Origin of the sequence: Chitinophaga niabensis (genome assembly GCF_039545795.1) — a bacterium.
In the GTDB taxonomy this organism is placed as follows: domain Bacteria; phylum Bacteroidota; class Bacteroidia; order Chitinophagales; family Chitinophagaceae; genus Chitinophaga; species Chitinophaga niabensis_B.
Map to the genome: position 1 here is coordinate 3,380,311 of NZ_CP154260.1, position 15,080 is coordinate 3,395,390.

Sequence of the window (15,080 nt, forward strand, 5' to 3'; positions counted from 1 at the left end):
ACGTCAAAATTAATGATTTAGTGGCTAAAGTACTGTTAAAAACATAAAAAAAGGGGCCACCCGTTTAAGGTGGCCCCGGCCGAGATTGATATTGTTGTAACCCTGAAAATTATAAGTTGCCTCTCAGTTCCTGTTCTCTTTCAATAGATTCAAACAGCGCTTTGAAATTGCCTTTTCCGAAGGATTTAGCACCTTTCCGCTGAATGATCTCGAAGAACACGGTAGGCCTGTCCTGCAATGGTTTGGTAAAGATCTGCAGCAGGTAACCTTCATCATCCCGGTCTACCAGGATGCCCAGGTCCTGCAGCGGTTGCAGGTCTTCATCGATCTTACCTACCCTTTGCAGTAAGGTTTCATAATAAGATGAAGGAACGGTCAGGAATTCTATTCCCCTTTTTTGCAGTTCGCTTACTGTATGCACGATGTCATTCGTGGCAATGGCTACGTGCTGCACACCGGGGCCGCCATAGAAATCCAGGTATTCTTCGATCTGTGATTTTTTCTTTCCTTCAGCCGGCTCATTGATGGGGAATTTGATACGGCCGTTGCCGTTGCTCATCACCTTACTCATCAGTGCGGAATATTCCGTGGAGATATCCTTATCGTCAAAGGATACGAGGTTATGGAAACCCATGGTTTTGGCATAGAAATCCACCCAGGTGTTCATTTCATTCCATCCCACATTGCCTACGCAATGGTCCACGTATTCCAGGCCTGTTGGTAAAGGCTGATACGAACTCTGCCATGGCCTGAAACCGGGCAGGAAGGTACCATGGTAGTTCTTACGTTCTATAAAGAGGTGAACGGTTTCTCCATAGGTATGAATACCGCTGCGCACCACTTCTCCAAATTCATCTTTCTCTACTACCGGCTCCAGGTAAGGTTTTGCACCACGTTTTACGGTTTCTTCAAAAGCAGCGCGTGCATCATCTACCCAGATGGCCAGTACTTTTACACCATCCCCATGTTCATCCACATGACGGGAAATTTCTGTTCCCTGACGTAATGAAGTAGTGAGTACAAAACGAAGTTTGTTTTGCACCAGCACATAAGAAACACGGTCTTTCACGCCGGTTTCCGGGCCTGCGTAGGCCAGTGACTGAAAGCCAAAAGCTGTTTTATAAAAATGAGCTGCCTGTTTTGCATTGCCTACATAAAACTCCACGTAATCGGTTCCGTTGAGCGGTAGGAAATCTTCTTGGTTTTGAGCCTGTTTAGGAGATACTACTGCAGTGTTCATAATAAAAAGGATTGTTTTGGTGTATGTATTTATACTAAGGTTAAAGCATTTAAGTGCTTGTTGATAAAATCTATTTCTTCCGGTGCCAGTTTGATATCGATGGCCTTTGCATTCTGAACGGCCTGGCCTGCATCCCTTGCACCTACCAGTGCAACGGTGATACCGGGGCGCTCAATCGTCCAGCGGATCACTAACTGTGCCAGCGTGGCATTCTTTGTTTCCGCCAGCGGTTTGATCAATCCCAGGAATGCATTGATCCGCGCAATGTTATCCGGCTGATAGAATTTAGTGCCGGGGCGGTGATCTCCTTCTCCAAACTGATGACCAGGTTTGATCTTGCCGGTTAAGATGCCGCGTTGTAAAGGGCTGTAGGCGAGTATACCTTTTTTATTTTCTATGCAATAAGGCACCAGCTCTTTTTCTACGGTACGCTCTACCATACTGAAAGGCACCTGGTTGGAAGCGAGGGAAAGCACGCTCTCTGCCCGTTTCATCTGTTCCACATTGTAATTGCATACACCTGCAGCACGGATCTTTCCCTGCTCCTGCAAGCGTAATACCGCTTCAAATGTTTCTTCGATCGGTGTTGTTTCATCTGCCCAGTGGATCTGGTACAGATCGATATAGTCTGTACGAAGGCGGCGGAGACTGTCCTCACATTCTTTGATCACATTCTCTTTACCGGCATACTTATAGATATCGATGTCTTTGTTGCTGTTATCCTTACTTTTAAAGTAGAACTGCCCTTTGGTGCCTTCCCAGGTGAGCCCGAATTTGGTCAGGATCTGTACTTTATCCCTGGCGATGCCTTCCAATGCTTCTCCCACGATCTCTTCACTGGTACCCATACCGTAGATAGGAGCCGTATCAATAGAAGTAACGCCCTGGTCGATAGAAGCCCTGATGGCTTCCCTGGCGTCCTTGCGTTCTGAGCCGCCCCACATCCATCCTCCAATAGCCCATGCGCCAAAAGTGATGGCGGAAACCTGGAGATCGCTTTGTCCGAGTTGTCTGTATTCCATGCTTAGATTTTTATTTTATTCTGCCCAGCTCATTACGTATTGCTGGTCTTCAATGCCGAGTGCTTCTTTTGTGATCTGTAAAGGATGAAAAGTATCTACCATTACCGCCAGTTCTTTTGTTTCCTTTGCGCCGATACTTTTTTCCACGGCACCAGGATGCGGGCCATGCGGGATACCTGCAGGGTGAAGGGTGATCATACCGCGGGTAACATGTTTACGGCTCATAAAATCCCCGTCTACATAATACAATACTTCATCACTGTCTATATTGCTGTGATTATAAGGAGCCGGAACAGCCAGCGGATGATAATCAAATAAACGCGGGCAGAAGGAGCATACCACAAAGTTATTCCCTTCAAAGGTCTGATGCACCGGCGGCGGCTGATGCACGCGCCCTGTGATCGGTTCAAAATCGTGAATGGAAAAAGCATAAGGGTATTCACATCCATCCCATCCTACCACATCAAAAGGATGATGCCCGTAATGGATGGGATACATGATGCCTTTCTTTTTAATGAGGATGGTGAAATCTCCTGCCTGATCTATTGTTTCCAGGTGTTGCGGCTGGCGGATATCCCGTTCGCAGAAAGGTGCGTTTTCCAGCAGCTGACCGTAGTGGCTGAGGTAACGTTTGGGGAAACGGATAGGACTAAAAGATTCCACAATGAACAAACGGTTATCTGTATTGAAGAATTCCAGCTGATAGATAGTACCGCGTGGTATTACCAGATAATCCCCATATCCGAACTCCAGCATGCCATATTGGGAATGCAGGATACCGCTGCCTTCATGAACGAACAGCAGTTCATCCGCATCTGCATTTTTATAGAAGTAATCTTTGGTGCTGTGCTGTGGTGCAGCGAGTGAAATATGTACATCACTATTCACCAGTACCGGCTTGCGGCTTTTCAGGTAATCACTTTCCGGTTGTATGTTAAAGCCCTGGAAACTGCGGTGTTTCAGCATTTTCTCTTCCGCTACATGCGGCATCACACTGTAAGGCTCATCCACCTTTACAATCTCCGTTGGCGGGTGGCAATGATACAACAGGGAATAGTGGGAAGAAAAACCTTCCGTGGAAAAAAGCTGCTCGGAATACAATTTGCCATCCGGTTTACGGAACTGTGTATGCCGCTTATGCGGGATCTGCCCAAGCTTGTGGTACTGTGGCATAATGGGTTTAATTAGCGTATTAACGATAAAGCCGGAACATCGGCAATACATTAATAACAGATTGAATTAAAAAAAGATGGAAAAAGAGAAGAGATTATAAGGACGAATCCATGGCAAGAGTAGCCATGAGATAGCAGTAACTGCTTTGTGTACTATATGATAGCATTGAATGCATGAGGCCTTAAAATTACAGTTATTTTTTATAAAACAAGGAAAAGTTTTAATTGGGCATCAGCGTAGCTTTAAAAGCCAATTTGTCACAATATTGTCTGAATATATTTACATTCCCATCAGTACAATTACCATAAAACACTCCATCATGGCTCATAAAGAGAAGAATCCCTCCTTTTTAGATATTTTCTAAATCTGATACAACCATTTGCATTTTCGGTTTAAATGCCACACCTTTGTAATGCAAAAGTCATAAAATAATAGTGTATTTATTCTCCTCACATATTATCCGTATCGCGCCACTCTCTTCGAGCGTGTACGGCACTATTATTACAACAACAACCACAACAACCCCATAGGGGGTTAATTATTACATATCGTCCATCGACCATTTAATGGTACACCCAGGCAGGGATGCCCTATTTCTATTCATCAATATACTTTTCATGCAAGTTTTAAAATTCGGAGGTACTTCCGTTGGAAGCACCCAGGCAATAGAGCAGGTTTGCAGCATTGTAGCTGCGTATAAGCGTAAGGGTAATATGGCGATTGTTGTTTCGGCGATGAGCGGTATAACGGATAAGCTTATTCAATGTGGCCAGCTGGCCGGTCAGGGGCAGGAACAATACAAAACCCTCCTGCAGGAAATTGAAGCCAAACACCTGGACACCATCCGTGGCTTATTCCCTATCACGGTACAAAGCGGCCTGCTTAGCCAGGTGAAGAAACAGCTCAATCAACTGGAATCTTTATGTGACGGTATCTTCCAGGTAGAAGAGCTCAGTAAACGCTCTTTGGATAAGATCATGAGTTTTGGAGAACTCCTCTCCTCCTGGCTCGTAGCAGAAAAACTCAAACACTCCGGGCTTTCCGCAACCTGGAAAGACAGTCGTGAACTGATTGCCACAGATGCGCAGTTCGGTCATGCGCTCGTTGATTTTGAGATCACCGATCACCAGATCACCAGTTATTTCCAGCATCAGCAATCTGAATACGTGGTATTGCCGGGATTCATTTCCGCTACTATCGATAAGGAAACCACTACCCTTGGGCGTGGTGGCTCCGACTACACCGCTGCTATTGTAGCCGCAGCCATGGATGCCAATGTACTGGAGATCTGGACAGATGTAAGCGGGATGATGACAGCCGATCCGCGCCTCGTGCCGCAAGCCATTGCCATTCCCCGCATCTCTTATGAGGAAGCCATGGAGCTGTCTCACTTCGGCGCCAAAGTGATCTACCCGCCCACCATTCAACCCGTAATGAACCGCCGCATTCCTATCTGGATCAAAAACACTTTCGCTCCAGATGATTACGGCACACTGATACAGGATAACGGCGAAAAAACCTTCCCGGTCACCGGCATCTCCGGCATCCAGAAGATTGCATTGCTCACTCTTGAAGGCAGCGGCATGGTAGGAATTCCCGGGTTCTCCAAAAGGCTCTTCGATGCCTTACTTAGAGAAAAGGTGAACGTGATCCTGATCACCCAAAGCTCATCGGAACACTCTATTACCGTGGGCATACACGAAAGTGATATGCTCAAAGCCAAGGCAGTGGTAGACAGTGAATTTGCACAGGAGATACACGACAAACGCATAGAGCCGCTGATCGTGGAAAAAGACCTTTGCATTGTGGCGGTAGTAGGTGATAATATGAAGAACCACCACGGCATGAGTGGAAAATTCTTCGGCGCACTGGGCCGTAACGCCATTAACGTGCGGGCCATTGCACAAGGTTCCACCGAAAAGAACATCTCCGCTGTGATCAATAAAAGCGATGTAAGGAAAGCCTTGAATGTGATGCACGAAGCCTTCTTTGAATCAGAAGCCAAACAGCTGAACGTTTTTGTGGCAGGCACAGGCAATGTAGGCGGTAAATTATTAGAGCAGTTGCAATTACAACAGCAATACCTGCTGGATGAGCTTGGCCTGCAGGTAAGGATCATCGCCATTTCCAACAGCCGGAAAATGCGCTTCTCTGAAAGCGGGCTCAACCTGCAGCAGTGGAAAGAAGAACTGGCTACCGGCGATAATATGGATCTCGCTCAATTTGCACAGAAGGTACAGGCCATGAACCTGCGCAACAGTGTTTTTGTGGATAATACCGCCAGCGATGAGGTAGCAGGGTTATACGCTACCTTCCTGCAGCATGGCATTTCCGTTGTAACCTGCAACAAGATAGCCTGCTCTGCTGACTACGCTAATTACAAAGGTCTGAAAGACCTTGCCCGTAAGTTCAATGCTTCCTTCCTGTTTGAAACAAATGTAGGAGCCGGCTTACCGGTGATCAATACCCTGAATGATATGGTGCGCAGCGGGGACAAGATACAAACCATACAGGCGGTGCTCAGCGGAAGCCTGAACTTCATCTTCAATCATTTTGTGAATGGCGCCAACTTCCGCGAGGTAGTAAAAGCCGCACAGGATGAAGGCTATACCGAACCGGATCCGCGGATAGACCTGAGTGGTAAAGATGTGATGCGCAAGATCCTGATCCTGGCCAGGGAAAGTGGTGCTGTATTGGAAATGGAAGATATCAAAAATAATTCCTTCCTTCCGGATGCCTGCCTGAATGCCAAAGACGTGCCTGCATTCTACGAACAACTGGATGTACACGCCCCTCATTTCCAGCAGCTTTTACAGGCAGCGGCAGATAAAGGAGAACGTTTGAAGTTTGTGGCGCAATACAATAACGGGCTTGCCTCTGTAGGCCTGCAATCCATCGGCCCGGCACATCCTTTATATCACCTGGAAGGGAAAGACAACATTGTATTGTTCACCACTAACCGTTATTCCGCACAACCACTGATCGTAAAAGGCGCCGGTGCAGGGGCAGATGTAACCGCCTCCGGCATATTTGCAGACATTATCAGAACCGTTAGATAAATATTTTATGAGCAAGCAAAATTTACAATCCGTTAAGGTATTTTCTCCGGCCACAGTAGCCAATGTGGCCTGCGGTTTTGATGTAATAGGTCTCGCACTGGACGCCCCGGGTGATGAAATGGAACTGCGGATCAGCGCTACGCCCGGCGTAAAGATCACCGCTATTGAAGGCGCAAAACTTCCGTTGGAAGCAACGCAGAACGTAGCCGGCGTGGCTTTGATAGCGATGTTGCAGGAATACGGCCAGCCTGACCTGGGTATTGAAGTAAGCATCAAAAAAAATATACAACCCGGTAGCGGCATAGGCTCCAGCGCAGCCAGCGCTGCAGGAGCCGTAGTGGGCGCCAATAAATTACTGAATGATCACTTCTCCCCGGAAGCCCTGGTGCGCTTTGCCATGGAAGGCGAACGGCTGGCCTCCGGCACTCCGCATGCGGATAATGTGGCACCTGCCATCATCGGCGGCTTTACACTGGTAAGGAGTTACCAGCCCCTGGATATCGTGCGCCTGCATACACCGGATGATCTCTGGGTTACCGTTATTCATCCGCAGATAGAAGTAAAAACATCAGATGCACGGGAGATCCTCAAACAAAAGATCCTCTTAAAAGATGCGATCCGCCAATGGGGTAATGTAGGCGCATTAGTAGCAGGCCTTTACCAGGAAGATTATAACCTGATCAGCCGCTCGCTTGAAGATGTGATTGTTGAGCCTATCCGCTCCATCCTCATCCCTGCATTCCATGACCTGAAGATCCGCTGTAAAGAAGCCGGCGCATTAGGCGGTGGTATTTCCGGCAGCGGCCCTTCGGTGTTCATGCTGAGCAAAGGAGAAAGTAATGCCCGTTCCGTAGCGGATATGATGGAAAAGATCTACGCCCCCCTGGGTGTGGATTACAAAATTTATGTTTCCCGGATCAGCACTTCCGGCGTAAGAGTAATTTAAAATATTATGCAATACTATAGTTTACAGAATCACCAGCACCGTGTTTCATTCCGGGAAGCAGTTATACAGGGACTTGCTCCTGACAAAGGATTGTATTTCCCTGCGGAGATACCTAAACTGGAAAAAGATTTCATAGAGCGGCTGGAAGAATATGATCCGCTCTATATTGCACGCAAGGTGATCCAGCCTTTTGTGGGCGAGGATATCCCCGATAATTATTTAAAACAGATCATCCGCGATACCGTCACCTTCCCATTCCCTTTAAGGGAAGTGGAAGAAAACGTATATGCACTGGAGTTGTTCCATGGCCCTACGCTGGCCTTTAAAGATGTGGGCGCTAAGTTCATGGCGGGTTGCCTGGGTTATTTCCGCCGCGGAGATGATAAACCTGTTACCGTATTGGTAGCTACTTCAGGTGATACCGGCGGTGCGGTAGCCAACGGATTCTATAATGTTCCCGGTGTTCAGGTGGTGATCCTCTACCCTTCCGGCAAAGTAAGTGAACTGCAGGAAAAACAACTCACCACACTCGGCGGCAATATCAGTGCCTTAGAGATCAATGGCTCCTTCGATGATTGCCAGCGGATGGTAAAAACCGCTTTCCTGGACCAGGAACTGCAGGCACGCCGGCAGCTGACTTCCGCCAACTCTATCAATGTAGCACGCTGGCTACCCCAGATGTTCTATTACTTTATGGCTTACCGTAAAGTGAAACAATGGCGTAAAGATGCTGTTGTATCTGTTCCCAGCGGAAACTTCGGTAACATCTGTGCGGGCATGATGGCTGCAGCAATGGGCCTGCCTATCCTTCACTTCATTGCATCCACAAATGTAAACGATACCGTTCCCCGCTATCTCAAAAGCGGTACTTACGAACCACTGGCACCTGTTCCTACTATCTCCAACGCGATGGATGTAACAGACCCCAGTAACTTTGTGCGTATCCTGCAACTATTTGCGCAGAACGAAAGAGGCCTGAAAGCCAGTCTCACCGCCTATCGTTTCACAGATGAAGAAACCGTTGCGGCGATGGAAGAAGTATGCAGCAAACACCAGTATCTCATGGACCCTCACGGGGCGGTAGGCTACCTGGGATTGAAAAAATATATGCAGTCGCATCCCGGCCATACCGGCATCTTCCTGGAAACAGCTCATCCGGTGAAATTTGCGAACACCATGCCGGAGGATCTGCAAAAAGAAATAGACACGCCCGAGCGCGTTATGCAGCTCTTCGATAAACAAAAAGTATCCGTAAAAATGGACGCAGATTATGAGCAGATGAAGGCATGGTTAATGCAATAAAATCGCTTATGTTTGAGCCATGAAGTTTTTACGTTTATTTTCTATGCTGATCATTTTTGCTGCCTGCCAGCCAACCGGGCAGGAGCAAAAAACAGCGGTGATCACAGACTCCCTATCCATCGCTATTGCCAACATGCGGACAGACCTGCAGGTAAACCCAACGAATGCAGAATTACGCAACACACTGGCCAATGCACTGATCGAAAACAACCAGCTGGAAGCGGCAGACAGCCAGGCGATTATCCTTGCAAAGGATACACAGCACCTGGATAAAGCTTACTACATTAAAGCCCTGATCGCATTCAATAAAAAAGATGATACGGCCACACTTGCCTACCTGGCAAAAGTGATCGCACTCAAAGGTAAGAACAGTGAATATGAAGCCGTGATGATGGCCGGCGATCTCCTGTTAGACCAGCATGCTCCGGATAAAGCCATTAACTATTATGCACTGGCCTGGGAAATAGATTCCACGCAGGCGGAACCTGTTTACGGCACGGCAGTATGTAATGAGCAAATGGGGAATGAAAAGCAGGCAAAGCTGCGGTATATGAAAACAGTTGAATTGAATCCGGCATACAGCCCTGCTTATATTGGTCTGGGAAATATGATGGCAAAGCAGCGTAACTGGCAGGAAGCCTGGCGCTACTACAACCTGGCAGCAAAGGCAGACCCTACAGTTGCCCTTAACTTTTACAGCCGTGGCAGAGCCTTCCTGATGCTGGGTAATAAACCAGCAGGCGTGGATGACCTTACCAAGGCACTGTCTTTCAAAAAAGACTACCCGGAAGCAAGGGCCCTGCTCGATTCCGCATTAGCCAACAATTTTAAGTAGGTTTGTACATCTCAAAATCATCAGCCCTTGGAAAAGAAAACACCGCTCATCGCTCCTTCCCTGCTTGCCGCCAACTTCCTGGAAATAGGCAGGGAAGTGGAAATGGTTAATAATAGTGCAGCAGACTGGTTACACCTGGATGTAATGGATGGCCGTTTTGTGCCGAATATCAGCTTTGGTTTCCCGGTTATAACACCGGTTACCAAACTGTCCAGGAAGGTAAATGATGTGCATTTAATGATAGAAGAACCGGAGAAGTATGCAGAAGCTTTCGCCAAAGCGGGTGCGCATATCCTCACTGTACATATAGAAGCCTGCCATCACCTGCACCGGAACATCCAGCAGATCAAAGGCTTAGGCATGAAAGCCGGCGTGGCACTGAACCCGCACACTTCCGTAGACCTGCTGGAAAACATCATCACAGATGCAGATGTAATATTGATCATGAGTGTGAACCCCGGTTTCGGCGGGCAGCATTTTATTGAACATACCTATACAAAGATCCGCAAATTAAGGGAACTGATAGATGCAAGCGGCTCAAAGGCATTGATAGAAATAGATGGCGGGGTAACGGTGGATAATGCCAGAGCCATCATTGATGCAGGCGCAGACGTGCTGGTGGCAGGCAATACGGTATTCGCATCCCGCGATCCGCAGGCCACGATCCTGGCTTTAAAACAATAATTACTTTCCTAAACTAAGGATGACATCATTGGTCAGTGGCTTTGTGAGATAGCCTTCCACAAAGGTGAACTTACTCACCCTTTCTTTATCCTTTTCATCGATAGAGGATGTCAATACATACACCTTGATCTGTTTGATCAGGGATGGGCGTACCTGTGAAAATGCTTCCAGGAATTCCCAGCCATCCATCACGGGCATGTTGAGGTCAAGGAGGATCACGTCTGGCAATTCGCTTGCATTACTGCACTGGGCGCGGATATGCTCCAGCACATCCTGCGCATCAGAAAATTTGGTAACGGCATTAGAGATGCTCAAACGATCCAGCATGATCTCTGTGATCTGCTGATGAATGGGGTCATCATCTACTATAAAGATCGAATGTAACGGCTTCATAGAGTTCTATTCGGGGCTGAAGGTAATGATAAATTTGGTTCCAACGCCAAGTTGGCTTTCGGCCTGTATACTTCCTCCCATCGCCTCTATCTGGCTTTTGGTGATAAACAGGCCTATTCCCTTGGCATCCTTGTTCTTATGAAATGTTTTCCTGAATCCGAATAGTTTCGCACCATACCGTTCCATGTCAATACCCATTCCATTATCCTCTGCCGTGAGTATCACACCACTGTCCACCGTCCAGCTGCGCAGGTGTAAGGTAGGCGTGCGGTCATGGGACCGGTACTTGATGGCATTGGTGAGCAGGTTCTGCAGGATGCTATCCAGGTAGATCTTTGGGTATTCAATATCAGGCGCTTCTGCAAAGTCTGTTGTGAGGCGGATACCACTGGTTTCCATATCTACAAAAAGGATGTCTTTCACTTTCTGCAAACGCTCTGAAAACACCAGGCGTTCCCGTTCCACATTCAGGTCTTTACGGATCTGCACTACTTCTATCAGATCATTCAATGTTTCATCAATGTTTTTGATCACCTCCTGGAACATGCCGCGGTACAGTTCCTTCTCCTGTTCTTCATCTGTTTCGTTCATGATCTGCATCAGCGCCTTCAGGTTAGCGATCGGCGCCCGCAGGTTATGGGAGGTGATGTGTGCAAAGTCTTCCAGCTGCTTGTTCTGGTTCACCAGGTATTTATTCAGGGAAGAGAGCTGGTCGTTGGCTTTCCGCAATTCCCGCTGCATCTTTTTACTGTCGGTAATGTTCCGGGTGAAGATAGAGATGCTGCCATCCTGCATGGGTGCCAGCAGAAACTCATACCATTTGTCCAGCTCAGGCCGGTAATTGGAAAACGAAACCGGTGTTTGCTGGTTCATACACTGCTGCATCCTGGCGTGGAAAGTAGAACCTACCAGCATCGGGAACACTTCAAAGATATTACGGCCTATCACTTTGCCGTGATCTACGATCTCCTGCGCTTTGCGGTTAATGAAATTCACTTTACCGTCTTTATCCATCACCGCATATCCCATGTCTATGGTATCAAAGAACAGGCGCATCAGTTCCGTGTTACGGGTGAGCTGGTCCCTGATCTTGAATTGCTCCGTTACATCCTGGATAACGCCATAGATACGGACGAGGCGGCCATTCCTGTATTCCGGTTTCCCGATGGTCCTTGCCTGGATCACGTTATTACGTGCAGTGTTCAGCGTTACCTGTATGTCGTACGCCTTGCCCCTTTCCAGGCAGGCAGCCATGGCCTGCTCCACCCTCTTCAGGGATTCCGGGGTGTAAAAGGACAGGGCCTTTTCAATCGTCATAGCCGCATAGGGGGGCAGTTCATGGATCTTATACGTCTGCGCACTCCAGCGTAACCGGTTGGTGATGATATCCAGTTCCCAGCCTCCTATTTTACCGATCTCCCCGGTTTGCATCAGGAAGTCCTGCGTTTTATTATTCTCTATTTCCTGCCGTTTCTTATCCGTGATATCATTTACCAGTGCTACCACGATCTGGTCTTTATCCACCGGGTCTTCCACGGGGAACATGGTGAGGTCCAGGAAGAATTCCCGTTGCATTTTCCCGATGGGGATATCCACCTTTTTCTCCATCCTGATCACCTTGCCTTTTTGCAGCACCTGCTGGAAGAGCTGGTCCAGTTCAAACAGGCGGGAAAAAGGATCATGTATCATAATGCCATCCGGCTGTTCTTCAATACCTGTCTGGGAAAAGAACTTCCGTTGCGTTTGGTTCACGCGGCGGATGAAACCGTAATGATCAAACTGGATATATCCTACCGGCAGGTTCTCCACAATAGTATGCAGGAGGCGCTCACTCTTTTCCAGGCTTAGTACGGCCAGTTTTTTCTCTGTGATCTCGCTGAGGATGAGGAACAGGTAGGCGATCTCCCCGTTGCGGTCCATCACCGGGAAGCCGGTGGCTTCGTAATAAAGGGGTTGAATGCGGGTAACGGTGCCTTCATGTTGTTCCGCATACTTCAGCAACATTTCCTTTTTAACCGGTGCTTTCCTGATCCTTACTTCTTCCAGCAGTTCCGTAAGCCCGGTACGGCGGTTGAAGGGGTCTTCCAGTACATTATAAGGTTGATTATTAACGGCAGGGTGTGCTTCGCCCAGGATCCGGCGCTGCGCATTATTCATGTTCCGGTGCCAGCCATCCGGGGTGAATTCGTGCAGGCCTACCGGCAGGTTCTCCAGCACACTGCGGAAGAAACCTTCACTTTCCTCTGCCTGCGCCTCCTGGTGAATGTTGCGGGTGATCATCAGCACGCTGATGACGCGCTTTTCTTCATCAAATAAAGGATTGAACCGTATTTCATACTGACGGCCGGGATTCCCGAAAGACAATACAAAGTTGAAACGTTCGCCGGCGAGGGCGCGTTTCCAGTTGTGCAGGGACTGCTGTGCGAGGTCCGGGTAGCCTTTGCAGAGTATCTGCAGGCTATCACCCTCTTTCAATTCAATGCCCAGGTGTTTTTTGTTATTCTCGACAAAGGCTTGATTCATTGCCAGTAACTGCAGGTTCGTGTCAAACACTGCGGCGGAATCCGGTAAAGCCTCCACCACCTGGTTCAGCAAGGCATTGTTCATGTACGCATTCAATTTGGCATAGGCGGTTGCGAAGTATCAAATGTACTCAATATATTATACAATTTAGTGCTATTATAATGGGATAAGGGTATCATTCTCCGTGTTTTCAAAAAATTCATACCCGTATTCGGGGTTGCGTGTAACTTTTAAATATCTTTGAAGCGATAAAACGAAATAGTCGTTTTAAACGTTTAATCATAAGCAAGTTAAAAAATCGAATTAGCAGGATGAAGGTATTAATTATCATGGGCTCCGAGAGTGATAAGCCCGTAATGCAGGAATCACAGACTTATTTACAGTTCTTTGGCATTGAAAGCGAACTGGTGGTAGCATCCGCTCACCGTAATCCGGAAAAAGTACGTGAAATTGTTGTTAACGCACAACCTCAGGGTGTTGGTGTGATTATTGCTGCTGCTGGTATGGCTGCTGCCCTGCCAGGCGTGGTTTCTGCCTACACTTCCTTACCTGTACTGGGTGTTCCCCTGGAAGGTGGTTTACCTGGTGGTATAGACGCTTTATATTCTATTGTGCAGATGCCTGCAGGTTTGCCCGTAGGTACACTGGCGGTAGGCAAGGCCGGAGCAAGGAATGCCGGAATTATGGCAGCCCGTATCCTGGCTTTAAGTGATAAAAAAATAGCAGAGCGCGTAGAAGCGTTCAAACAGAACGGATACAGGATCTAGTGAAATGATTGTCCCGGATGGATGAAAGCTGACATCCTCTTCGTAACCGGTTTACAACGTTCAGATCCGAAATGCAGACTCACCTTAAATCGAACCGCACTTGACAGAATCGATCATTAATCTGGAAAATGTAAATCCCATTGAATTTTTCGGGGTCAACAACGGAAAACTGGACTTGTTAAAAAAGAAGTTCCCCCTGTTAAAGATCTTATCCCGCGGTACACAGCTGAAGCTTTCCGGATCCCCGGAGGAAGTGGCCACGGCCAAGGAAAAGATCGGACAGATTGTTAGCTACCTCGAACGTAACGGTCAACTCAGCGAAAATTATTTTGAGCAGATCCTTGGCGATGAAGAAAGCAGCAATATAGATCACTTCAAAGACCACAATCCCAACGAAGTATTAGTATTTGGCCCCAATGGCCGGACCATTCGTGCCAAAACTGCCAATCAGAAGAAGATGGTAAGCCTGGCAGACAAAAACGATATCGTTTTTGCCATTGGGCCCGCCGGTACCGGTAAAACCTATACAGCAGTAGCGCTTGCCGTAAGGGCGCTGAAGAACAAGGCCGTACGGAAGATCATCCTCACCCGCCCTGCGGTGGAAGCCGGCGAAAGCCTGGGTTTCCTGCCCGGCGACCTGAAGGAAAAGATCGATCCATACCTGCGCCCTCTGTACGATGCACTGGACGATATGATCCCGGCAGATAAGCTCAGCTATTTCATGACCAACCGGATCATTGAAATTGCCCCGCTTGCCTATATGCGCGGACGTACGCTGGATAACGCTTTCATCCTGCTGGATGAAGCACAGAACTGTACAGATCTTCAGATGAAAATGTTCCTTACCCGGATAGGTGCATCTGCCAAAGCCATCATTACGGGAGACAAAACACAGATCGACCTGCCTAAAAATCAGAAAAGCGGCCTGGATAAAGCTACCCGTATATTGAGGAATATAGATGGTATCGGATACCTGGAACTGGACGAAGAGGATGTTGTTCGTCACCGCCTTGTGAAAGCCATCATCAAGGCCTATGATGCTGCAAAGGAGGATACTAATTAACAGTATCTTAACAGTCATTATTGTAAGTTGCGCAATTATTTGATTCCTGTTATTTTTGTCAATGAAATATAAC

At 47.7% G+C, this 15,080-nt stretch carries 12 protein-coding genes; 7 read left to right on the plus strand and 5 right to left on the minus strand.

Annotated elements, in window-relative coordinates; translation table 11 throughout:
- Positions 1-109: 109 nt before the first annotated feature.
- Genes hppD through AAHN97_RS13130 form a run of 3 tightly spaced genes read right to left on the minus strand, consistent with a single transcriptional unit; the run spans position 110 to position 3,435 of the window.
- The gene (gene hppD, locus AAHN97_RS13120; protein WP_343308085.1) at positions 110-1,240 is read right to left on the minus strand and encodes a 4-hydroxyphenylpyruvate dioxygenase; all 1,131 of its coding nucleotides are present in this window, start codon (positions 1,238-1,240) and stop codon (positions 110-112) included.
- A gap of 29 nt (positions 1,241-1,269) precedes the next feature.
- Positions 1,270-2,262, minus strand: coding sequence for an aldo/keto reductase (locus AAHN97_RS13125; protein WP_343308086.1), 993 nt, complete (start codon positions 2,260-2,262; stop codon positions 1,270-1,272).
- A gap of 15 nt (positions 2,263-2,277) precedes the next feature.
- A complete protein-coding gene (locus AAHN97_RS13130; protein ID WP_343308087.1) occupies positions 2,278-3,435 on the minus strand; it encodes a homogentisate 1,2-dioxygenase in 1,158 nt (385 codons plus the stop codon).
- Positions 3,436-4,052: 617 nt separating this feature from the next.
- On the opposite strand from AAHN97_RS13130, the gene thrA reads away from it, so the two are divergent.
- The 5 genes from thrA to rpe are packed head-to-tail and all read left to right on the plus strand — an operon-like array spanning position 4,053 to position 10,261.
- Positions 4,053-6,494, plus strand: coding sequence for a bifunctional aspartate kinase/homoserine dehydrogenase I (gene thrA, locus AAHN97_RS13135; protein ID WP_343308088.1), 2,442 nt, complete (start codon positions 4,053-4,055; stop codon positions 6,492-6,494).
- A gap of 7 nt (positions 6,495-6,501) precedes the next feature.
- Positions 6,502-7,440: a homoserine kinase gene (locus AAHN97_RS13140; RefSeq protein WP_343308089.1), complete on the plus strand. Its 939-nt coding sequence runs from the start codon at positions 6,502-6,504 to the stop codon at positions 7,438-7,440.
- Positions 7,441-7,446: 6 nt separating this feature from the next.
- A complete protein-coding gene (gene thrC, locus AAHN97_RS13145; protein WP_343308090.1) occupies positions 7,447-8,742 on the plus strand; it encodes a threonine synthase in 1,296 nt (431 codons plus the stop codon).
- Between the two features lie 19 nt (positions 8,743-8,761).
- Positions 8,762-9,577: a tetratricopeptide repeat protein gene (locus AAHN97_RS13150; protein ID WP_343308091.1), complete on the plus strand. Its 816-nt coding sequence runs from the start codon at positions 8,762-8,764 to the stop codon at positions 9,575-9,577.
- Positions 9,578-9,604: 27 nt separating this feature from the next.
- Positions 9,605-10,261 carry a ribulose-phosphate 3-epimerase gene (gene rpe, locus AAHN97_RS13155; protein WP_343308092.1) on the plus strand — a complete coding sequence of 219 codons (657 nt, stop codon included), beginning with the start codon at positions 9,605-9,607 and terminating at the stop codon, positions 10,259-10,261.
- On the opposite strand, the gene AAHN97_RS13160 is transcribed toward rpe, so the two are convergent.
- Together AAHN97_RS13160 and AAHN97_RS13165 are read right to left on the minus strand one after the other, a co-directional pair.
- Complete coding sequence (locus AAHN97_RS13160; RefSeq protein WP_074239010.1) at positions 10,262-10,654, minus strand: response regulator; 393 nt, start codon at positions 10,652-10,654, stop codon at positions 10,262-10,264. It lies immediately after the preceding gene.
- A gap of 6 nt (positions 10,655-10,660) precedes the next feature.
- Positions 10,661-13,261, minus strand: coding sequence for a PAS domain-containing protein (locus tag AAHN97_RS13165; protein ID WP_343308093.1), 2,601 nt, complete (start codon positions 13,259-13,261; stop codon positions 10,661-10,663).
- Between the two features lie 227 nt (positions 13,262-13,488).
- On the opposite strand from AAHN97_RS13165, the gene purE reads away from it, so the two are divergent.
- Complete coding sequence (purE, locus tag AAHN97_RS13170; RefSeq protein ID WP_343308094.1) at positions 13,489-13,944, plus strand: 5-(carboxyamino)imidazole ribonucleotide mutase; 456 nt, start codon at positions 13,489-13,491, stop codon at positions 13,942-13,944.
- A 100-nt stretch (positions 13,945-14,044) separates the two neighbouring features.
- Positions 14,045-15,007 carry a PhoH family protein gene (locus tag AAHN97_RS13175; protein ID WP_343308095.1) on the plus strand — a complete coding sequence of 321 codons (963 nt, stop codon included), beginning with the start codon at positions 14,045-14,047 and terminating at the stop codon, positions 15,005-15,007.
- The last annotated feature ends 73 nt before the right edge of the window (positions 15,008-15,080 follow it).

Bases quoted from the DNA above. Each gene is read 5' to 3' on its own strand.
- AAHN97_RS13165 (WP_343308093.1), bottom strand. From the start codon at position 13,261: ATGAACAATGCCTTGCTGAACCAGGTGGTGGAGGCTTTACCGGATTCC.
- AAHN97_RS13125 (WP_343308086.1), bottom strand. From the start codon at position 2,262: ATGGAATACAGACAACTCGGACAAAGCGATCTCCAGGTTTCCGCCATC.
- AAHN97_RS13140 (WP_343308089.1), top strand. From the start codon at position 6,502: ATGAGCAAGCAAAATTTACAATCCGTTAAGGTATTTTCTCCGGCCACA.
- AAHN97_RS13150 (WP_343308091.1), top strand. From the start codon at position 8,762: ATGAAGTTTTTACGTTTATTTTCTATGCTGATCATTTTTGCTGCCTGC.
- AAHN97_RS13130 (WP_343308087.1), bottom strand. From the start codon at position 3,435: ATGCCACAGTACCACAAGCTTGGGCAGATCCCGCATAAGCGGCATACA.
- thrA (WP_343308088.1), top strand. From the start codon at position 4,053: ATGCAAGTTTTAAAATTCGGAGGTACTTCCGTTGGAAGCACCCAGGCA.
- thrC (WP_343308090.1), top strand. From the start codon at position 7,447: ATGCAATACTATAGTTTACAGAATCACCAGCACCGTGTTTCATTCCGG.
- purE (WP_343308094.1), top strand. From the start codon at position 13,489: ATGAAGGTATTAATTATCATGGGCTCCGAGAGTGATAAGCCCGTAATG.
- AAHN97_RS13160 (WP_074239010.1), bottom strand. From the start codon at position 10,654: ATGAAGCCGTTACATTCGATCTTTATAGTAGATGATGACCCCATTCAT.
- hppD (WP_343308085.1), bottom strand. From the start codon at position 1,240: ATGAACACTGCAGTAGTATCTCCTAAACAGGCTCAAAACCAAGAAGAT.